At 67.0% G+C, this 18552-nt stretch carries 19 protein-coding genes and 1 tRNA gene; 12 read left to right on the top strand and 8 right to left on the bottom strand.

All coding sequences use genetic code 11. From position 1 onward, the window contains the following. Nucleotides 1-314 precede the first annotated feature (314 nt). A complete protein-coding gene (locus QFZ83_RS03855) occupies nt 315-545 on the top strand; it encodes a hypothetical protein (RefSeq protein WP_307502855.1) in 231 nt (76 codons plus the stop codon). A gap of 189 nt (nt 546-734) precedes the next feature. Here the strand turns inward: QFZ83_RS03855 and QFZ83_RS03850 are convergent. The 5 genes from QFZ83_RS03850 to QFZ83_RS03830 all read right to left on the bottom strand — a co-directional run bounded on the left by QFZ83_RS03850 (nt 735) and on the right by QFZ83_RS03830 (nt 4635). Beyond that, nucleotides 735-824, bottom strand: a tRNA-Ser gene (locus QFZ83_RS03850). A gap of 58 nt (nt 825-882) precedes the next feature. Continuing rightward, nucleotides 883-2214 (bottom strand): serine--tRNA ligase, encoded by a 1332-nt coding sequence (serS, locus tag QFZ83_RS03845; protein WP_307502850.1) that lies wholly within the window; start codon nt 2212-2214, stop codon nt 883-885. A gap of 53 nt (nt 2215-2267) precedes the next feature. Next, a complete protein-coding gene (locus QFZ83_RS03840; protein ID WP_307502848.1) occupies nt 2268-3230 on the bottom strand; it encodes a threonine/serine dehydratase in 963 nt (320 codons plus the stop codon). Beyond that, the gene (gene ispH / locus QFZ83_RS03835) at nt 3227-4195 is read right to left on the bottom strand and encodes a 4-hydroxy-3-methylbut-2-enyl diphosphate reductase (RefSeq protein ID WP_307502845.1); all 969 of its coding nucleotides are present in this window, start codon (nt 4193-4195) and stop codon (nt 3227-3229) included. Before ispH ends, QFZ83_RS03840 begins: the two co-directional genes overlap by 4 nt. Then, entirely contained in the window at nt 4192-4635 is a 444-nt protein-coding gene (locus QFZ83_RS03830) for a peptidylprolyl isomerase (protein WP_307502842.1), read from the bottom strand. Before QFZ83_RS03830 ends, ispH begins: the two co-directional genes overlap by 4 nt. A 109-nt stretch (nt 4636-4744) precedes the next feature. Between QFZ83_RS03830 and radC the strand changes: the two genes are divergently transcribed. Further along, nucleotides 4745-5422 carry a DNA repair protein RadC gene (radC, locus tag QFZ83_RS03825; RefSeq protein ID WP_306880842.1) on the top strand — a complete coding sequence of 226 codons (678 nt, stop codon included), beginning with the start codon at nt 4745-4747 and terminating at the stop codon, nt 5420-5422. Further along, nucleotides 5422-6105, top strand: a complete 684-nt coding sequence (locus QFZ83_RS03820) for a Smr/MutS family protein (protein WP_307502839.1) — start codon at nt 5422-5424, stop codon at nt 6103-6105. The genes radC and QFZ83_RS03820 overlap by 1 nt, the downstream gene beginning before the upstream one ends. Nucleotides 6106-6139: 34 nt before the next feature. Here the strand turns inward: QFZ83_RS03820 and QFZ83_RS03815 are convergent, their stop codons facing one another. The 3 genes from QFZ83_RS03815 to fabV are packed head-to-tail and all read right to left on the bottom strand — an operon-like array spanning nt 6140 to nt 9038. Next, nucleotides 6140-7363 carry an NAD(P)/FAD-dependent oxidoreductase gene (locus QFZ83_RS03815; protein ID WP_307502836.1) on the bottom strand — a complete coding sequence of 408 codons (1224 nt, stop codon included), beginning with the start codon at nt 7361-7363 and terminating at the stop codon, nt 6140-6142. 32 nt (nt 7364-7395) lie between these two features. Continuing rightward, nucleotides 7396-7815 (bottom strand): group II truncated hemoglobin, encoded by a 420-nt coding sequence (locus tag QFZ83_RS03810; RefSeq protein WP_307502830.1) that lies wholly within the window; start codon nt 7813-7815, stop codon nt 7396-7398. A gap of 26 nt (nt 7816-7841) precedes the next feature. Beyond that, nucleotides 7842-9038 carry an enoyl-ACP reductase FabV gene (fabV, locus tag QFZ83_RS03805; RefSeq protein WP_307502827.1) on the bottom strand — a complete coding sequence of 399 codons (1197 nt, stop codon included), beginning with the start codon at nt 9036-9038 and terminating at the stop codon, nt 7842-7844. Nucleotides 9039-9202: 164 nt separating this feature from the next. On the opposite strand from fabV, the gene QFZ83_RS03800 reads away from it, so the two are divergent. From QFZ83_RS03800 to paoC, 9 genes are all read left to right on the top strand, one after another. Next, nucleotides 9203-10030, top strand: coding sequence for an ABC transporter substrate-binding protein (locus QFZ83_RS03800; RefSeq protein WP_307502825.1), 828 nt, complete (start codon nt 9203-9205; stop codon nt 10028-10030). Nucleotides 10031-10159: 129 nt separating this feature from the next. After that, nucleotides 10160-10855, top strand: a complete 696-nt coding sequence (locus QFZ83_RS03795; RefSeq protein ID WP_307502822.1) for an amino acid ABC transporter permease — start codon at nt 10160-10162, stop codon at nt 10853-10855. Nucleotides 10856-10868: 13 nt separating this feature from the next. Beyond that, nucleotides 10869-11594: an amino acid ABC transporter permease gene (locus tag QFZ83_RS03790; protein WP_306880849.1), complete on the top strand. Its 726-nt coding sequence runs from the start codon at nt 10869-10871 to the stop codon at nt 11592-11594. Further along, nucleotides 11591-12334, top strand: a complete 744-nt coding sequence (locus QFZ83_RS03785) for an amino acid ABC transporter ATP-binding protein (protein WP_307502819.1) — start codon at nt 11591-11593, stop codon at nt 12332-12334. The genes QFZ83_RS03790 and QFZ83_RS03785 overlap by 4 nt, the downstream gene beginning before the upstream one ends. 16 nt (nt 12335-12350) lie before the next feature. Continuing rightward, nucleotides 12351-13364, top strand: a complete 1014-nt coding sequence (locus QFZ83_RS03780) for an isopenicillin N synthase family oxygenase (RefSeq protein WP_307502814.1) — start codon at nt 12351-12353, stop codon at nt 13362-13364. Nucleotides 13365-13498: 134 nt separating this feature from the next. Further along, the gene (locus QFZ83_RS03775; RefSeq protein ID WP_307502811.1) at nt 13499-14512 is read left to right on the top strand and encodes an AraC family transcriptional regulator; all 1014 of its coding nucleotides are present in this window, start codon (nt 13499-13501) and stop codon (nt 14510-14512) included. A gap of 201 nt (nt 14513-14713) precedes the next feature. After that, a complete protein-coding gene (paoA, locus tag QFZ83_RS03770) occupies nt 14714-15373 on the top strand; it encodes an aldehyde dehydrogenase iron-sulfur subunit PaoA (RefSeq protein ID WP_307502807.1) in 660 nt (219 codons plus the stop codon). Next, on the top strand, nt 15370-16320 hold the full coding sequence (locus tag QFZ83_RS03765; RefSeq protein WP_307502804.1) for a xanthine dehydrogenase family protein subunit M: 951 nt from the start codon (nt 15370-15372) through the stop codon (nt 16318-16320). Before paoA ends, QFZ83_RS03765 begins: the two co-directional genes overlap by 4 nt. 2 nt (nt 16321-16322) lie before the next feature. Next, nucleotides 16323-18533, top strand: a complete 2211-nt coding sequence (gene paoC / locus QFZ83_RS03760) for an aldehyde oxidoreductase molybdenum-binding subunit PaoC (RefSeq protein WP_307502802.1) — start codon at nt 16323-16325, stop codon at nt 18531-18533. The last annotated feature ends 19 nt before the right edge of the window (nt 18534-18552 follow it).

The following is an 18552-nucleotide window of genomic DNA, read 5'->3' as shown; positions in this document are numbered from 1 at the left end:
GGATACGCCTCTGTATCCCGACCTTTTAGAGTTCGAATTGAACCGATTGGCCAGGAAGCAATGCACGTTGATTTTGAATAGTTGACTCGTTCAAGACCGCGCATCTCTGCGCATAGAACGCTCTTGAAGCTGCGGCGCGCCCGTGGGAGTCAACGGCCAGCAGTAGTCTGCATGTAGTAGCAAAGATTACAAATACCGCGAACATGGTAGTGGCGTGGTCATAGATGGCTGGAAGAATGCTGCGCTGCAGTACACATGCCTATAAGCCGTAGAGCTTGGCAAGGGGGGCCCACGACATTCGGATCGGCCTCGCCATGCACAACCTGTTTTCCGCCTGCCCATGCGGCATCGACCATCTCAAGCGCACGCACCGCAGCACGTGGATGCGAATGCTGCCGTGGTTGCGTCTGTATCGCTGCGATAACTGTGGGAAGCATCAGCTCCATTCCGAACGCGAGATCGATGTGGCCAAGGCCAAGAGAGAGGCGCAGGCACGTGTCGCGACGAAGCCGCGCACGAGAGCAACGGGTTCACTCAAGCGCTAGCTTGCATTGCGCTCGAAGCACAGCGCGATCTGCATTGCTGCATCAACGAGCGAGCCATCAGTCAGGATGAGTGGCACCCAAAAAGCAAAAAGCCGCAGTGAGAAATCACTGCGGCTTTTTTAGTGGCTTTGCCTGCGAAGGAATGATGAGCTGAAAAGCTTCGATCAATCCATGGCTTGCAAGCATGTCTGGAGGAGAGGGAGGGATTCGAACCCTCGGTACTATCGCTAGTACGCCTGATTTCGAGTCAGGTACATTCGACCACTCTGCCACCTCTCCGGTGCTGTCGAGCCCACGATTATAGCGGATAAAAACTGGGCTTTTGAAGCCCTCGCACTCAACCGCGCAACAGTTCCAGTCCGCCGAGATACGGCCGCAGCGCGACGGGCACGTTGATCGAACCATCCTCGTTCTGGTGGTTTTCAAGCACCGCCACCAGCGCGCGTCCCACCGCCAGGCCGGAGCCGTTCAGCGTGTGCACGAGTTCGTTCTTGCCTTGCGCGTTCTTGAAGCGAGCCTGCAGGCGGCGCGCCTGAAAGGCTTCGCAGTTCGAGACCGAGCTGATCTCGCGGTAGGTGTCCTGCGCCGGCAGCCAGACCTCCAGGTCGTAGGTCTTGGTCGCGCCGAAGCCCATGTCGCCGGTGCACAGCAGCACCACGCGGTACGGCAATTCGAGCGCTTTCAACACGGCCTCGGCATGGCCGGTCATCTGCTCCAACGCGTCGTAGCTCTTCTCGGGATGAACGATCTGCACCATCTCGACCTTGTCGAACTGGTGCTGGCGGATCATGCCGCGCGTGTCGCGCCCCGCGCTGCCGGCTTCCGAGCGGAAGCACGGCGTGTGGGCCGTGAGCTTGATCGGCAATTGCGACTCGGCCACCACCTCGTCGCGCACGAAGTTGGTCAGCGGCACTTCGCTGGTCGGAATCAGGTAGAGCGCCGAATGGTCGGGCGCGGGCTCGCCGTCCTGGCCGCCCTTCTTCGCGGCGAAGAGGTCGCCTTCGAACTTGGGCAGCTGGCCGGTGCCGCTCAGCGTGGCGGCGTTGACGATGTAGGGCACGTAGCACTCGGCATAGCCGTGCTTCTCGGTCTGGATGTCGAGCATGAACTGCGCGAGCGCGCGGTGCAGGCGGGCGATCGGCCCCTTCATCACGGTGAAGCGCGAACCGGCGAGCTTGGCGCCCATCTCGAAATCGAGGCCCAGCGGTGCGCCGAGGTCCACATGATCCTTCGCGGCAAAGCCCAGCGGCGTGGCATTGGTGCCGGCGCCGCCTTGCGGGCTCCAGCGGCGCACTTCGACGTTGCCGGTCTCGTCCTCGCCCACCGGCACGCTGGCGTGCGGCAGGTTGGGCACGGCGAGCAGCAAGGCCTGCAGTTCGGGTTGGATCTCATCGAGGCGCTTGGACTGCGATTCCTGCTCGGCCTTGAGTGCGTTGACTTCGGCCATCAGCGCATCGGTCGATTCGCCCTTGGCCTTGAGCGGGCCGATCTGCTTGTTCAGAGCGTTTCGGCGTGCCTGGATTTCCTCGGTGCGGGTCTGGACGGTCTTGCGCTCGGCTTCGAGCGCGGTGAACGCCGACACATCGAGGTAAGGCTGGTTCTTCTTGCGTTTTTCGAGGCCGGCCACAGCGGAGGCCAGGTCTTTTCGGAGCAGGGTGATGTCGAGCATCCGCCGATTTTAGGTGGGGCGCGGTGTCGCACCGCCCCACCCTGCAAGCAATCTCAGGCGACGGTGGCCGGGTCCACGTTCGCCCCGCAGACAATCAGGCACACCTTCTCGCCCTCGCGCGGCACGTAGGCGCCGGTCTGCAGCGCAGCCAGCGGCAATGCGGCGGCCGGCTCCACGGCGAGCTTCATCTCCTTCCACAGCCACTGCTGGGCGGCGCGGATGGATTCATCGGACAGCAGCAGTGCGTCCTGCACCTGCTGCTGCGTGATCTCCCACGAGATCGCGCCGATGCGGCGTGCGCCGAGCGAATCGGCCGCGATGCCGCCGACTTCGACATCGACCGGCTCGCCGGCTTCTCGTGCGCGAAAGAGCGTCGGCGCCTTCTCGGGCTCCAGCGCCACGACGCGGGCGCGCTTCTCGAACCAGCCGGCAAGGCCACCGATGAGGCCACCGCCGCCCACGCTCACGAGCACCGAATCGGGCAGGCCGCCCTGCGCTTCGATCTCGTGGCCCAGCGTGCCGGCACCGGCCACGACTTCGGGCTGGTCATAGGCATGGGTCAGCAAGGCGCCGGTTTCCTTCTGCCGCGTAAGGCAGGCGGCCAGCGCATCGGGGTACAGCTCGCCGACCACGACCACTTCGGCGCCCAGCGCACGCAGGCGCGCACGCTTGGCTTCGGGCGATACGCCGGGCAGGAACACCTGGCAGCGCACGCCCAGCGCCTTGGCGGCGGCTGCGGTGGCGATGCCGGCATTGCCGCCCGAGGCGACGACCACGCCGCTCTCGGGAATGTCGTTGGCGAGCAGCCGATTCATCATGCCGCGGGCCTTGAAGCTGCCGCTCACCTGCAGGTGCTCGAGCTTGAGCCACACCTCCACACCGGGCGTTGCGATGCCGAAGGCAGACGCGGGCAGCTTCCACAGTGGCGTCTCGCGCAGGAAGCCGGCGGCGCCTTCGCGCAGCCTGCGGGAGGCGCTTTCTATTTCAGAGCGCCAGTTTGTTGTTTGCTTGTTCAAGAGATATGTCCCGGAGGCGGAATGTCGTCGAGCTTGAGGCCCTTGGGGAGCGGAAACTTGATGGTCTCCTCGATGCCGTCCATCTTGCGGACCGACACCGCGCCGAAGGCCCGCACGCGATCGATCACCTCGCGCACCAGCACCTCGGGGGCTGAAGCGCCGGCCGTGATGCCGACGCGGCTCTTGCCCTCGAACCATTCGGGCTTGAGCTCGTCGGCCGAATCGACCATGTAGCTCTCGGTGCCCAGGCGTTGCGCGAGTTCGCGCAGCCGGTTGCTGTTGGAGCTGGTGGGGCTGCCGACCACGATCACGAGGTCGACCTGCGGGCTCATGATCTTCACCGCGTCCTGGCGGTTCTGGGTGGCGTAGCAGATGTCCTGCTGCTTGGGTTCACGCACCTTCGGAAAGCGCGCGCGCACCGCGGCGGCGATCTCGGCGGCGTCGTCCACGCTGAGCGTGGTCTGCGTGACGACCGCGAGCTTGTCGGTCTGCCCGGGCGAGACCTTGGCGACATCTGCGACGTCTTCCACGAGGTGGATGCCGCTGGAGAGCTGGCCCATCGTGCCTTCGACCTCGGGGTGTCCCTTGTGGCCGATCATGATGAATTCGTAGCCTTCCTTCGCGAGCTTGGCCACCTCGACGTGCACCTTGGTCACGAGCGGGCAGGTGGCGTCGAAGATCTCGAAGCCGCGGTCGCGTGCCTCCTGCTCCACCGCCTTGCTCACGCCGTGCGCGCTGAACACCAGCGTGGCGCCGGGCGGCACGTCGGACAGTTCCTCGATGAAGATCGCGCCCTTGGCCTTGAGCTCGTTCACCACGTAGGTGTTGTGCACGATCTCGTGGCGCACATAGATCGGCGCGCCGAACTTGGCGATGGCGCGCTCGACGATCTCGATGGCGCGGTCCACGCCCGCGCAGAAGCCGCGTGGCTCGGCGAGGAGGACTTCCTCGATATTTGGATTCATAGCACTCCGATCAGCTTCACCTCGAAGGTCACGGGTTGCCCTGCGAGCGGATGGTTGAAGTCGAAGCGCACCGCGGTCTCGCTCGATTCGATCACCGCGCCGGCATAGCTGCCGGTGCCATCGGGCGTGGGGAACTGCACCACGTCGCCGACTGCGTATTTCTCGTCGGGGTCGCCCATCTGCGCGAGCAGCTTCTTCGCGACCCACTGCTGCATCTCGGGATTGCGATCGCCGAACGCCTCGCCGGCGGGCAGTTCGAAGGTGGCATGCGTGCCCTCTTCCAAGCCCATCAGGCGCTGCTCCATCGCAGGCGAAAGTTCGCCGGTGCCGAGCGACAGGGTCGCGGGCTTGTCGGCGAAGGTGTTGATGATGTCGCCCGCCGGTCCGGCCAGCCGGTAGTGCAGGGTGAGGAACGAGCCGGAAGTCACGACGTGGGACATGGAGGAAGCAGAGGTGGGCAAAGACAAGGGAGGTGTCCCGATAAACTGGACTGCATTTTAAGGACGGGGGCCTTCCACCCGTTCCATTCAAGGTTTCCCCAAGGTTTCGATGGCTTTCAAGGATCTCCCTGTCGACGCTCGCCCGCGCGAAAAGCTCATCGCACGGGGCGTCGCCGCATTGGCCGACGCCGAGCTGCTGGCGCTGCTGCTGCGCACCGGCGTCGCGGGCAAGAACGTGCTGCAGATGGCGCAGGAACTGCTCGAGCGCTTCGGCGGCCTCTCGGGTCTCTTGCACACCGGCCCCGAGGAACTGAAGCTCGTCAAGGGCATGGGCGGCGATGCCAAGCGCGCCGAGCTGATCGCGGTGCTCGAACTGGCCCGCCGCGCCATGGCCGAGCAACTCAAGGAGCGCACGGTGTTCGACTCGCCCGACGCGGTCAAGCAGTACGTGCAGCTGCACATCGGCTCGCGGCCGCACGAGGTCTTCGCGGTGCTGTTCCTCGACGTGCAGCACCGGCTGATCGTGCTGGAGGAGCTGTTTCGCGGAACGCTCACGCAGGCGAGCGTCTATCCGCGAGAAATCGTCATGCGTGCCCTGCACCACCAGGCCGCGGCCGTGGTGCTGGCGCACAACCACCCGAGCGGCAGCATCGAGCCTTCGCGCGCCGACGAATCGCTCACGCAAACGCTCAGGGCCGCGCTCTCGCTGGTGGATGTGCGCGTGATCGACCATGTCATCGTGAGCCCGGGACAGAGCTTCTCGATGGCCGAAAAAGGAGTGCTCTGATGGCCTCGCGTCCCGCCCCTCCCTCCCACTCCTCCGCGCCGAAAACGCTGAAGAACCTCGCCGACCTCAAGCAGGTGCAGCGCGCACTGGCCGAAACGCGCGAGCGCGAAGCGGCCGAGGCGGCGGCCAAAGCCGCTGCAGAACGCAAGCGCGCGGCCGAGAAAGACCTGTTCGCGCGCGCCATCGGCGCCACCGAACCGCTGCGCCGCAAAGCCGCCGTGCCGCTCGCACCCGAGCCGCCAGCGCCGATCCCGGTGCAGCACCAGCTCGATGAGCAGCGCGTGCTGCGCGAATCGCTCTCCGACGAATTCGACGTGACCACGCTGCTGGACGTCGACGACGCCATGAGCTTCCGCCGCCCCGGCATAGGCACCGACGTGACGGCGCGGCTGCGCAAGGGCGACTGGTCGATCCAGGCGCAGGTCGACCTGCACGGCCTGCGCAGCGACGAGGCGCGCGAGGCGCTCGGCGGCTTCATCCGCACCTCGCACAAGCAGGGGCTGCGCTGCGTGCGCGTGGTTCACGGCAAAGGCCTCGGCTCGCCCGGCAAGCAGCCGGTGCTCAAGACCAAGACGCAGCGCTGGCTGATCCAGAAGAACGAGGTGATCGCGTTCGTGCAGGCGAAGCCGGCCGAAGGTGGTGCGGGCGCTCTCGTGGTGCTGCTGGCGCCGGTGCGGCGCTGAAGCCGCCCTGCGCGCGCATCACGGAGCGGCGCGGTTACGCCAGGTGGTTCTTGAGCGGCACCGCCGCATCCGCAATCGCCACCGGATCTGGACTGCGCCCCGCTTCGAGCAGCTTGCGGCTCATCATGTGATCGACCGGCGCGTTGACCGATTCGACGCACGCGAGCTGCCCATCGACGTAATGGAACAGCGAGAACGCCTCGGGCTTGGGACCGGGGCGGCGCACACTGACAAGACCGGGCGTGCCCTCGGCCGGCATCAGTCCCACCATCTGCAAGCGCATGCTGCCCTGGTCGGACCAAAACCACGCGACCGCATCGTGCGGTCGCGGCGCGCCAGTCAGCGTGGCGACCGCAGTGCGCGCCTGGTCGTTCGCGTTCTGCACCGATTCGAGCCGCAGCGCGCGGCCCGCGCGGCGATCTGGAAAGCGGGTGCAGTCGCCCACGGCGAGCACGTCAGCCGCACTGGTCTGCATGTGGCCATCGACCACGATGCCGTCGGCGCACTCGATGCCCGCGGCTTGCGCCAACGCGGTCTCGGGCACGGCGCCGATGCCGAGCAGCAGCAGGTCGACCGGCTGCTTCGCGCCGTTGACCTGGATCGATACCAGCCGATCGCCCTCGGCCTCGAACGCGCCGGTCTGCGCGCCGAGCACGATGTCGATGCCCGCCGCGCGATGCGTCGCGAGCACGTGCGCCGACAGCTCGGGCGACACGGCGCGGCCCAGCAAGCGCGGCGCGCTCTCGATCACCTGCACGCTCTTGCCGAGCGCCTTGGCGGTGGCCGCCACTTCGAGGCCGATGAAGCCGCCGCCCAGCACCGTGACGTGCTGTGCACCCGCGAGCCGTTCGCGGAGGCGATGCGCCTCGTCGGCGGCGCGCAGGCTCGCGACGTTTTCGAGCCCCGGCTTCAGGTCGGGCATCTGACGTGCGCGCGTGCCGGTGGCGAGCACCAGCCGCTCCCACGGCAGCACCGCGCCTGAGCGCAGCGTGACGGTATGCGCCTCGCGGTCGATGGCCACGGCCGCATCGCCCAGGTGCAGCGTGATGCCCGCCTCACGATACCAGTCGGCGGCCTTGTGCGGCTGCGTGGTTTCTTCGGCGCTCTTGAGGAAGGCCTTCGACAGCGGCGGCCGGTGATACGGCTCGCAGGCTTCTTCGCAGACCAGGTGCACGCGCGCGCCCTGCCCGGCTTCGGCAAGGCCAGCGCAAAGCTGGGCCGCGGCGTGGCCGCCGCCGATGATGACGATGGAATTCATGAGGGAAAGTCTTTCGGAATCGGTGTCTGTTTTTATTCGCCGCGGTTGCGCATCCAGTCAGCCGTCTGGAAGAAGGACGTGCGCAGACGTTCGCGCAAGTCATCCGGCACGCCCGTCTCGCCCATCGCCTGGTCCATGCAGGCGAGCCACTGGTCGCGCTCCTTGATGCCGATGCTGTGGCCGCCGATGCTCTGGGGCAGGTGCCGCGCGCGCAGCATCGGATGGCCGAAGCGGTCCGTGTAGTGCTGCGGGCCGCCGAGCCAGCCGCACAGAAACCAGAAGAGGCGCTGGCGTGCGTTGTCCAGGTTCGTACCGTGCACGGCGCGCAGTTGCGCGTAGGCGGGCTCTAGGTCCATCAGGTCGTAGAAGCGCTCGACCAGCGCCTCCACCTTCGGCTCGCCGCCGATCCACTCGAAGGGCGTGCCGGCGGGCGGCTTTTCTTGAATCTGCATGGGCGGGAGTATCCCTCTGAGCGTTTCTAGGCTTGGACGAGGTTCGGAATGCCCACATCGGGGTTCACGTCGGCCTCGTAGTCCACGCCTTCGACCGCGAAGCCGAAGAGGCGCAGGAACTCGGTCTTGTAGCCCGCGAAGTCGGTGAGTTCATGGATGTTCTCGCTCGTCACCTGCGGCCAGAGTTCGACCACGCGCGCCTGCACGTCGGGTGCCAGTTCCTTGTAGTCCGCGCGCAGGCGCCCTTCGGCGTCGAGGTGCGGCGTGCTGCCGTAAAGGCTCTCGGCGAAGAGGCCCTGCACCTGCTCGATGCAGCCCTCGTGCGTGCCCTTCTCCTTCATCACCTTGAAGAGCAGCGACAGGTACAGCGGCATCATCGGAATGGCCGAACTCGCCTGCGTGACGACGGCCTTGAGCACCGACACGCGCGCATCGCCGCCCTTCGCAGCCAGGCCGGCGCGGATGCCGAGCACCTTGAGGTCGAGGTCTTTCTTGGCGGCGCCGATGGAGCCGTTCCAGTAGATGTCGTGCGTGATCTGCTCGCCGAGGTAAGTGAAGGCGGTGGTCTTCGCGCCTTCGGCCAGCACGCCGGCGGACTGCAGCGCATCGATCCACATCTGCCAGTCCTCGCCGCCCATCACGGCGACAGTGTTGTCGATTTCTTCCTGCGTGGCCGGCTCCAGCACGGTTTCCTTGACGACCTCGTTGTCGGTGTCGAGGCCGCGCAGGGTCACGGCCTTGCCGATGGGCTTGAGCGTCGAGTTGAAGACCTGGCCGGTCTTCGGATGCGTGCGCCGCGGTGCGGCGAGGCTGTAGACGACGAGGTCGACCTGGCCCATGTCCGCGCGGATCGCGTCGATGGTCTTCTGCTTCACGTCGTCGGAGAAGCCGTCGCCGTTGATGCTCTTCGCGTAGAGGCCTTCTTCGGCCGCCGCGCGATGGAAGGCCGCGGTGTTGTACCAGCCGGGCGAGCCGGGCTTCGTCTCGCTGCCGGGCCGCTCGAAGAACACACCCAGCGTGTCGGCGCCGCTGCCGAAGGCCGCGGTGATGCGCGCGGCGAGCCCGTAGCCGGTCGATGCACCGATCACGAGCACCTTCTTCGGCCCGCCGGCGATGCGGCCCTGGGCCAGCACGTAATCGATCTGCTGCCTGACATTGGCTTCGCAACCCGTGGGATGGGTCGTGACGCAGATGAAGCCGCGCACGCGCGGTTTGATGATCATGAAGACCTCGCTGGATGTGATGCCGGGGAAGCCCGCGAATTTAACCCAGCCGGTCGCAAAGGCATCCCGTGCGAGCCATATGCATATGTCGATTGACGATTTAATAATCTGCGGTTTTATTGATATGGTTCGGCCCTGAATTTCCAACCGGAGAGAGAACAACCATGCGTCACACCTTGCTCGCCGCGGCCCTCGCCGCCTCCACCCTCCTCCTGGGCACCGTCGCCCACGCGGACCAGCTCGCCGACATCAAGAAGAAGGGCGAGCTCGTGGTCGGCGTGCTCGGCACCGACGAGCCCGCGACCTTCGTCGACCCCAAGACGCGCCAGATCGTCGGCTACGAAGTCGACCTGGTGAACGCCATCGCCAAGAAGATCGGCGTGAAGCCGGTGTTGAAGCAAATCGCCGTGGCCGCGCGCATTCCCGAGCTGCAGCAGGGCCACGTGGACCTGGTGGCCGCGGGCCTCACGCACAACAAGGAGCGCGAGGCGCAGATCGACTTCTCGCTCACCACCTTCGTGACCGGCCAGAAGGCCATCGTGAAGAAGGACAGCGGCATCGCCGACATCCCGCAACTGGGCGGCAAGAAGGTGCTGACCATCCGCGGCGGCACGCAGGAGCCCAACATCCGCAAGGCCGTGCCCAGCGCCGAGGTCGTGACCTTCGACACGAGCCAGCAGGCCTTCCAGGCGCTGCAGCAAGGCAAGGGCGTCGGCTACGTGGACGACGAAGCCGCGCTGCTGCGCAGCTACGCCAAGCTCGGTCCGGCGAAGGCGCAGTACGTGGTGCTCAAGCAGAACCTGAGCACCGAGGCGCTGGCCATCGGCATCAAGAAGGGCGAGAGCGGCCTGAAGGCGGTGGTGGACGACACGCTGCGCGAACTCGAGAAGTCGGGCGAGGCGCAGAAGATCTTCGTGAAGTGGTACGGGCCGACGACGGCATCGGGCTTCGAGACGCGCGACTTCAAGTTCGAATCCGACAAGATCGACTGAGCCTCGCGGCCAGTCGCACGAGGGCGGGCGCCGGGCGACCCGCCCTTCTTTTTTGGGGCGGCACGGCGCGCATGCGTACCATGTGCGCCCCGGCGTCTTCCAGCGCCCTTCGCCGCGCTCCCTGATTCCATGCCCCTGTTCGACTACTCGTTGCTGCTGACCGGCAAGTACCACGACATGCTCGTCGCGGGCCTCCTGCTCTCGCTGCAGCTGCTCGCCGCCTCGCTCGTGCTCGCGCTGCCCATCGCGCTGGTGGTGGCGCTCTTGCGCCTCTCGCCGATCGCGCCGCTGCGCTGGCTGGGCTTTGCGTATGTGGAGTCGATCCGCAACATCCCGCTGCTCGCGCACATGCTCTTCTGGTATTTCGGCGCGCCCGAGCTGCTGCCCGAGGGCATCAAGCAATGGCTCTACGCAGGCCACATCGAGGCCTACAGCGCCATCGTCGCGCTCGCGCTCTACACGGCCGCCTTCATGGCGGAAGACATCCGCAGCGGCATCCGCGCGATCCCGACCGTGCAGTTCGAGGCCGGACGCGCGCTGGGCTTCGGCTTCCTGGACACCATGCGCCGCGTGGTCTTGCCGCAGGCGCTGCGCATCACGGTGCCGCCGCTCATCTCGCAGACGCTGAGCCTCTGGAAGAACACCTCCATTGCCACAGTGATCGGTGTGGCCGAACTGATGTATCAGGCCGGGCAGGTGGAGAGCGCGACCTTCCGCAGCTTCGAGTCGTTCGCGTTCGCGAGCGCGGCTTACCTGACGGTGTCCTTAGTCATCACGGGCCTTGCGACCTGGTACCACCACCGCTTCCCGGTGCGAACGATCTGAGGACAGCGACGCGATGCTTCAGATCATCAACGACTACTGGGTCTACTTCCTCATCGGGCAGTACCCGAACGGCCCGCTCGGCGGGCTGGTGCTCACGCTGCTGCTGGCCTCGTGCGGCCTCGTGCTCGCGCTGCCGCTGGGCATCGTGCTCGGCCTCGCGCGCGTGAGCCCGTGGCGGTGGCTGCGCTGGCCGGTGACGGGCTTCGTGTTCGTGGTGCGGGGCCTGCCACTGCTCATGGTGATCTTCTGGGCCTACTTCTTCCTGCCCAGCGTGACGGGCGTGAAGACCGACCAGTTCACCACCATGCTGATCGCGCTCGTGATCTTCGATGCCGCCTACCTCGCCGAGATCGTGCGCGCCGGCATCCAGGGCCTGCCGCGCGGGCAGATGGAAACCGCGCGCGCGCTCGGCCTGAGTTACTTCCGCGCGATGCGCCTCGTGGTCCTGCCGCAGGCGTTGCGCAGCATGCTGCCTTCGCTCGTGAACCAGTTCGTCTCGACCATCAAGGAGACCTCGCTCGGCTACATCATCGGCCTGGCCGAGGTGTCGTTCATCGCGACTCAGATCAACACGCAGGTGTTCACCAAGCCGGCGCAGATCTACCTGATCCTGGGCGGCACGTATTTCATTCTTTGCTTCGGCCTGTCGCGCTTCGCCTACTGGCTGGAGCGGCGGCTCGCGCGCCGCGGCATGTCCAGCATTACCTCTTCGGCCTCGGCCCCCAAGGTGTCCGCATGATCGAACTGCAGAACGTCAACAAGTGGTACGGAAGCTACCAGGCCCTGGTCGACATCAACGAGACCATCCAAAAGGGCGAGGTCGTCGTCGTGTGCGGGCCTTCGGGCTCGGGCAAGTCGACGCTGATCCGCACCTTCAACCGGCTGGAGCCGATCCAGTCGGGCCGCATCCTCTTCGAGGGCCAGGACATCCACGCGCCGGGCACCGACGTGAACGCGTTCCGCTCGCGCATCGGCTTCGTGTTCCAGCAGTTCAACCTGTTCCCGCACCTCACGGTGCTGCAGAACTGCACGATGGCGCCGATGCAGTTGCGCGGCCTTTCTCGCAAGGAAGCCGACGAGCGCGCGATGGCGCTGCTGCAACGCGTGGGCCTCGCGAACAAGGCCGATGCGTGGCCGAGCGAACTCTCGGGCGGCCAGCAGCAGCGCGTGGCGATTGCACGCGCGCTCGCCATGCAGCCGCCGCTGATGCTGTTCGACGAGCCCACCAGCGCGCTCGACCCCGAGATGGTCGGCGAGGTGCTGCTGGTGATGCGCGACCTCACGCGCGACGGCATGACGATGGTCTGCGTGACGCACGAGATGGGCTTCGCGCGCGAAGTGGCCGACCGCGTGATCTTCATGGACGAAGGCAAGGTGCTCGAGCGCGCGACGCCCGACGACTTCTTCAACCGGCCGCAGCATCCGCGTGCGCAGCAGTTTCTTTCGGACATCCGCTCGCCGTTCGCGCGCGACGCGTGACATGCTCTCTTCGACCATGACCACCACCGCCCCTTTTCTTTCGCTGCCCGTGATCGACGTCGCGCCGCTCGTGGCCGGCGCACCCGAACGCAGCGACGTGGCGGCGCAGATCGGCGCCGCCTGCCGCGCGCATGGCTTCTTCTACGTCACTGGCCATGGCGTCGATGCGGCACTGGTGCAGCGGCTCGAAGACCTGAGCCACCAATTCTTCGACCTGCCCGAAGAAACCAAGATGCAGTGGCGCATGGCCCTCGGCGGGCGCGCGTGGCGCGGCTTCTTCCCGCTCGGCGGCGAGCTGACTTCGGGCCGGCCCGACTGGAAGGAAGGCCTGTACCTCGGCACCGAGTTGCCCGCGACGCATCCGCTGGTGCTGGCGAAGACGCCGGTGCACGGGCCGAATCTCTTCCCCGACGTGCCGGGCTTTCGCGAGACCATCCTCGACTACATGGCCGCGGTAACGCAGCTCGGTCATCGCCTGATGGAAGGCATCGCGCTGAGCCTCGGCCTTTCGGCCACGTACTTCGCCGAGCGCTACACCGCCGATCCGCTGATCCTGTTCCGCCTTTTCAACTACCCCTCGCAGCCCGTGCCCGAAGGGCTCGACGTGCAATGGGGCGTCGGCGAGCACACCGACTACGGCCTCCTCACCATCCTTCACCAGGACAGCGTGGGCGGCCTCGCGGTGCACACGCCCAGCGGCTGGATCGACGCGCCGCCGGTTGCCGGCTCCTTCGTCTGCAACATCGGCGACATGCTCGACCGCATGACCGGCGGGCTCTACAAGTCGACACCGCACCGCGTGAAGCGCAACACCTCGGGGCGCGACCGGCTGTCGTTTCCGCTGTTCTTCGATCCGAACTTCGAGGCGCGCGTGCAGCGCATCGAAGGGCTTGCGGGCGCCGAGGCGCTCGACGACAGCAGCGAGCGCTGGGACCGCGCCAACGTGCACGCCTTCAGCGGCCGCTATGGCGACTACCTGCTGGCCAAGGTCTCGAAGGTGTTTCCGCAGTTGCGCGAAGAAGTGCTCTGAGCCGGGCTTGCGAAGCGAAGCTGCGAGCTTGCGCAGATCGCTGGATTTCTTGCCTGTTCCTCTGAGCACGAGCCCCTTTCGCGATTCGCGCCGGGACTGGCGAGTAGAGTGCTTTCGCGCGAGGCACCTCCGACATGACACCCAGACCCCACGACACGGTCGCTCCAGGCAGATCGCCGCATGAAGCGATGGCGCACGCCATCGGCGCGCGCACGCCGGGCGTGGGCGACTACGCCACGCCGATCGCCGGCCTGAGCTTCTTTCGGCGCGATGCGCCCGCACCGCCCGTCGTCTGCATGGTCGAGCCAAGCATCGTCCTCGTTGCCCAAGGCGCCAAGCAGTTGTGGGTGGGCGGCGCGGCCTACCCTTACGACACCTCGCGGTTCCTCGTCACCTCGCTGGACATGCCCGCCAATTCGGAAGTGAAGGCGGCAAGCCCTGCGCAGCCGTGCCTGGGCCTGGTGCTGAAGCTCGATGTGCGCACGCTGGCCGAACTGGCTGCCCAGGGCAGCCTGCCGCCGCTTCGCGACCGGCGCGGCAGTTCGGGCGTGGGTGTGGGCATCGGCACGGCCACGGCCGCCCTGCTCGCGCCCATCGGGCGCCTGCTGGAACTGCTGGAAGAACCCGACGCCATTCCTGTGCTCGCACCGCTGATCCACCGGGAAATTCACTACCGGCTGCTGATGAGCGACCAGGCCGACAAGCTGCGGCAGATCGCCTCGGTAGACGGCCAGGGCCACCGGATCGCCCGGGCCATCGACTGGCTGAAGCTGAACTACACCTCGCCGCTTCGTGTCGATGAACTCGCGGCGCGCGTGCAGATGAGCGCGCCCACGTTTCACCATCACTTTCGCCAGCTCACCGCGATGAGTCCGCTGCAGTACCAGAAATGGCTGCGGTTGAACGAAGCGAAACGGCTGATGTTGAACGAGCACTGCGACGCCGCCAGCGCCGCGTTCAAGGTCGGCTACGAAAGTCCGTCCCAGTTCAGCCGCGAATACAGCCGGCTGTTCGGCGCACCGCCCCGAAGGGACATCGAGGTGCTGCGAGGCGGTGCCCGCGGCGTCGAAGCCCTTGTGGCCGGCGCGGCGAACACGGCAACAACGGCGGACCTCGAGCTGCAAGCGGCTGCGAGTTCATCGGATTAGGCAAGAAACGGAGCGAAATGCGCTATCGGTCGGCGCGCCGCTCCAGAAGAATGGCCAGTCAAACCCCGCGTTCAGCGGGGCTCCACGATGTCGGGAAATCGACCGGAAATAACAGCCGGTCTCCTATTGCCATCGCAGCAGGCTCGCGATATCAGCAGTGATCGCCGACGCATACCCGAACCCCGAACAACAGGAGCCGACATGGACAGTCCCACGATCCCATTGACCTTGATCTCGCGACGCAACGCCCTCATCGTCAGCGCCGCTACCGCGACCGCCGCCGCGGTGTCGTCGCCCGCGCCCGCCAAGGCCGCGCCTGCTGCGGCAGCGGCAGGCACCGGGCCGGTACCCCAGGCGAAGCTGTCGCTGAACGTCAACGGAACAGCGCACGCGCTCGAACTCGACACCCGCACCACGCTGCTCGACGCACTGCGCGAGCACCTGCACCTGAGCGGTACGAAGAAAGGCTGCGACCACGGCCAATGCGGCGCCTGCACGGTGATCGTGGACGGAAGGCGCATCAATTCCTGCCTGACGCTCGCCGTCATGCACGACGGCGCGCAGGTCACCACCATCGAAGGCCTGGGCACGCCGCAGAACATGCACCCGCTGCAAGCCGCCTTCGTCAAGCACGACGGCTACCAGTGCGGCTACTGCACGCCGGGACAGATCTGCTCGGCGGTGGGAGTGATCGACGAGGTCAAGCGCGGCATTCCGAGCCATGTGAGCGCCGATCTCACGGCAAGACCCATCCTCTCGGCCGAGGAACTTCGCGAGCGCATGAGCGGCAACATCTGCCGCTGCGGCGCCTACTCCAACATCGTCGAAGCCATCACCGAAGTGGCCGGGAGCAGGGCATGAAACCTTTTACCTACGAACGCGCGCAGTCCGCGACCGAAGCCGCGGCGGCAGTCGCCGCCAACCCGGGCGCCAAGTTCATCGCAGGCGGCACCAACCTGCTGGACCTGATGAAGCTGCAGATCGAAGCCCCGGTGCATCTGGTCGACGTGAACCGCCTGGCGCTGGACAGGATCGAGCCCACGCCCGAAGGCGGCCTTCGCATCGGCGCCCTGGTGCGCAACACCGACCTGGCGGCCGACGAGCGCGTGCGCCGCGACTACGGCGTGCTGTCCCGCGCGCTCCTGGCCGGTGCGTCGGGCCAGTTGCGCAACAAGGCAACGACCGCGGGCAACCTGCTGCAGCGCACGCGCTGCCCCTACTTCTACGACACCGACCAGCCCTGCAACAAGCGCCGGCCCGGCAGCGGCTGCAGCGCCATCGGCGGCGTGACGCGCCAGCTTGCGATCGTCGGCGGCAGCAAGGCGTGCATCGCGACGAATTCGAGCGACATGGCGGTGGCGATGCGCGTGCTGGACGCTTCGGTCGAAACCATCCGCCCCGACGGACGTGCCCGCGTGATCCCGATCACCGACTTCCATCGCCTGCCCGGCGACACGCCGCACATCGAGACGACGTTGGCGCGGGATGAACTCATCACCGGCGTGACGCTGCCCAAGCCCATCGGCGGCACGCACATCTACCGCAAGGTGCGCGACCGCGCCTCCTATGCCTTCGCGCTGGTTTCCGTCGCGGCGATCGTGCAGCGCGACGGATCGGGCCGGGTGGCGCTCGGCGGCGTCGCGCACAAGCCGTGGCGGCTCGAGGCCGCGGAGGCCGCGATGCCGCAGGGCGCCAAGGCCGTGACGGCACGGCTGCTGGCCGATGCGCAGCCGACCCACGAGAACGCATTCAAGTTGCCGTTGGCCGAGCGCGCATTGGCCGCCGCCCTGGTGCAGGCGAGGAGCTGAGCATGAAATTCGACACACCCGCCACGACCAATCCCATCGACCAGCTGAAGGTCATCGGCAAACCGACCGACCGCATCGACGGTCCGGTCAAGACGACCGGCACCGCCCGCTACGCCTACGAACGCAACGCCGAAGTGCCGCGCGCGGCCTATGGATACGTCGTGGGCGCAGGCATCGCCAAGGGCCGCATCGCGTCGATGGACCTGGGCGCCGCGCAGGCCGCACCCGGCGTGCTGGCCGTCGTGACCGCGCGCAATGCCGGCAAGCTGGCCAAGGGCGACTTCAATACCGCCAAGCTGCTGGGCGGCCCCGAGATCGACCACTACCACCAGGCGGTGGCCGTCGTCGTGGCGAACACCTTCGAGCAGGCGCGCGCCGCGGCGCAACTGGTGCGCATCACGTACGAACGCGGCGCCGGGCGCTTCGATCTCGCCGCCGAAAAGGATGCGGCGCAGATGCCCAAGCCCAATCCGTTTTCGGGCGAGCCGCAAACCAAGACCGGCGATTTCCCGGGCGCGTTCGCCGCGGCGCCGGTCCAGCTCGACGCCACCTACACCACGCCCGACGAGTCGCACGCCATGATGGAGCCGCATGCCTCCATCGCGCAGTGGCAGGGCGACAGGCTGACGATCTGGACCTCCAACCAGATGATCGCCTGGGGCGTCGGCGACGTCGCCAAGACGCTCGGCATTGCGAAGGACAAGGTGCGTCTGGTCTCGCCTTTCGTCGGCGGCGGCTTCGGCGGCAAGCTGTTCGTGCGGGCGGACGCGGTGCTCGCCGCGCTCGGTGCCCGCGCCGCCAAGCGGCCGGTGAAGGTGGCGCTGCAGCGGCCGCTGATGATGAACAACACCACGCACCGGCCGGCGACCATCCAGCGCATCCGCATCGGCGCCACGCCGGACGGAAAGATCACCGCCATCGCGCACGAAGGCTGGTCGGGCGACCTGCCCGGCGGCCAGGCCGAGACGGCGGTCAACCAGACACGGCTGCTGTATGCCGGCGCCAACCGCCTGACGATCACCCGGCTCGCCGTGCTCGACCTGCCCGAAGGCAATGCGATGCGCGCGCCCGGCGAGGCCCCGGGACTGATGGCGCTGGAGATCGCCATGGACGAAATGGCGGAAAAGCTCAAGCTCGACCCGGTCGAGTTCCGCGTGCTCAACGACACGCAGGTCGATCCCGAGAAGCCCGAGCGCCCGTTCTCCCAGCGCAGGCTCAACGAGTGCCTCCGCATGGGCGCCGAGCGCTTCGGCTGGAGCAAGCGCAGCGCAACGCCCGCGCAGCAGCGCGACGGCCGCTGGCTCGTGGGCCTGGGCGTCGCCGCGGCGTTCCGCAACAACCTGCTGACGAAATCGGCCGCGCGCGTGCGGCTGGACAACCGCGGCATGGTCACGGTGGAGACCGACATGACCGACATCGGCACCGGGTCGTACACCATCATTGCGCAGACCGCCGCCGAAACCATGGGCGTGTCGCTCGACAAGGTGTCGGTGCGCCTGGGCGATTCGGCCTATCCGGTCTCGGCCGGCTCGGGCGGGCAATGGGGCGCCAACAACTCGACCTCGGGCGTTTTTGCGGCCTGCATGAAGCTGCGCGAGGCGGTAGCGGCGAAGCTGGGCATGGCCGCGGCCGAAGCCCAGTTCTCGGACGGCATGGTGCGGGCCGGCGGGCGTTCGGTGCCGCTTGCCGAAGTGGCGGGTGCGGAGGGCCTCGCGGCCGAAGACGGCATCGAGTACGGCGACCTCGACAAGAAGTACCAGCAGTCCACCTTCGGCGCGCATTTCGTCGAGGTCGGCGTCGATGCCGCCACCGGCGAGATCCGCGTGCGGCGCATGCTGGCGGTGTGCGCCGCCGGGCGCATCCTGAATCCCAAGTCCGCGCGCAGCCAGGTGATCGGTGCGATGACGATGGGCGTCGGCGGCGCGCTGATGGAAGAGCTGGCGCTGGACAAGCGGCATGGCTTCTTCGTCAACCACGACCTGGCCGGCTACGAGGTGCCGGTGCATGCCGACATCCCTCATCAGGACGTGATCTTCCTGGACGAGACCGACCCGATTTCTTCGCCGATGAAGGCAAAGGGCGTCGGCGAACTGGGCATGTGCGGCGTCGCGGCCGCGGTGGCCAATGCGGTCTACAACGCGACGGGCGTGCGGGTGCGCGAGTATCCGATCACGCTCGACAAGCTGCTCGCAGGACTGCCGCCGGTAGCGTGAACCGGGGCGAAGCGGTCTC

It is taken from the genome of Variovorax sp. W1I1 (assembly GCF_030815625.1).
Classification (GTDB): Bacteria; Pseudomonadota; Gammaproteobacteria; order Burkholderiales; family Burkholderiaceae_C; genus Variovorax; species Variovorax paradoxus_C.
This window is presented reverse-complemented; position numbering and strand designations above follow the sequence as displayed.

Excerpts from the sequence above, each read along its gene's own strand:
- QFZ83_RS03855 (WP_307502855.1), top strand. The coding sequence starts at position 315 with ATGCACAACCTGTTTTCCGCCTGCCCATGCGGCATCGACCATCTCAAG.
- serS (WP_307502850.1), bottom strand. The coding sequence starts at position 2,214 with ATGCTCGACATCACCCTGCTCCGAAAAGACCTGGCCTCCGCTGTGGCC.
- ispH (WP_307502845.1), bottom strand. The coding sequence starts at position 4,195 with ATGAATCCAAATATCGAGGAAGTCCTCCTCGCCGAGCCACGCGGCTTC.
- QFZ83_RS03830 (WP_307502842.1), bottom strand. The coding sequence starts at position 4,635 with ATGTCCCACGTCGTGACTTCCGGCTCGTTCCTCACCCTGCACTACCGG.
- radC (WP_306880842.1), top strand. The coding sequence starts at position 4,745 with ATGGCTTTCAAGGATCTCCCTGTCGACGCTCGCCCGCGCGAAAAGCTC.
- QFZ83_RS03820 (WP_307502839.1), top strand. The coding sequence starts at position 5,422 with ATGGCCTCGCGTCCCGCCCCTCCCTCCCACTCCTCCGCGCCGAAAACG.
- QFZ83_RS03815 (WP_307502836.1), bottom strand. The coding sequence starts at position 7,363 with ATGAATTCCATCGTCATCATCGGCGGCGGCCACGCCGCGGCCCAGCTT.
- QFZ83_RS03810 (WP_307502830.1), bottom strand. The coding sequence starts at position 7,815 with ATGCAGATTCAAGAAAAGCCGCCCGCCGGCACGCCCTTCGAGTGGATC.
- fabV (WP_307502827.1), bottom strand. The coding sequence starts at position 9,038 with ATGATCATCAAACCGCGCGTGCGCGGCTTCATCTGCGTCACGACCCAT.
- QFZ83_RS03800 (WP_307502825.1), top strand. The coding sequence starts at position 9,203 with ATGCGTCACACCTTGCTCGCCGCGGCCCTCGCCGCCTCCACCCTCCTC.
- QFZ83_RS03795 (WP_307502822.1), top strand. The coding sequence starts at position 10,160 with ATGCCCCTGTTCGACTACTCGTTGCTGCTGACCGGCAAGTACCACGAC.
- QFZ83_RS03790 (WP_306880849.1), top strand. The coding sequence starts at position 10,869 with ATGCTTCAGATCATCAACGACTACTGGGTCTACTTCCTCATCGGGCAG.
- QFZ83_RS03785 (WP_307502819.1), top strand. The coding sequence starts at position 11,591 with ATGATCGAACTGCAGAACGTCAACAAGTGGTACGGAAGCTACCAGGCC.
- QFZ83_RS03780 (WP_307502814.1), top strand. The coding sequence starts at position 12,351 with ATGACCACCACCGCCCCTTTTCTTTCGCTGCCCGTGATCGACGTCGCG.
- QFZ83_RS03775 (WP_307502811.1), top strand. The coding sequence starts at position 13,499 with ATGACACCCAGACCCCACGACACGGTCGCTCCAGGCAGATCGCCGCAT.
- paoA (WP_307502807.1), top strand. The coding sequence starts at position 14,714 with ATGGACAGTCCCACGATCCCATTGACCTTGATCTCGCGACGCAACGCC.
- QFZ83_RS03765 (WP_307502804.1), top strand. The coding sequence starts at position 15,370 with ATGAAACCTTTTACCTACGAACGCGCGCAGTCCGCGACCGAAGCCGCG.
- paoC (WP_307502802.1), top strand. The coding sequence starts at position 16,323 with ATGAAATTCGACACACCCGCCACGACCAATCCCATCGACCAGCTGAAG.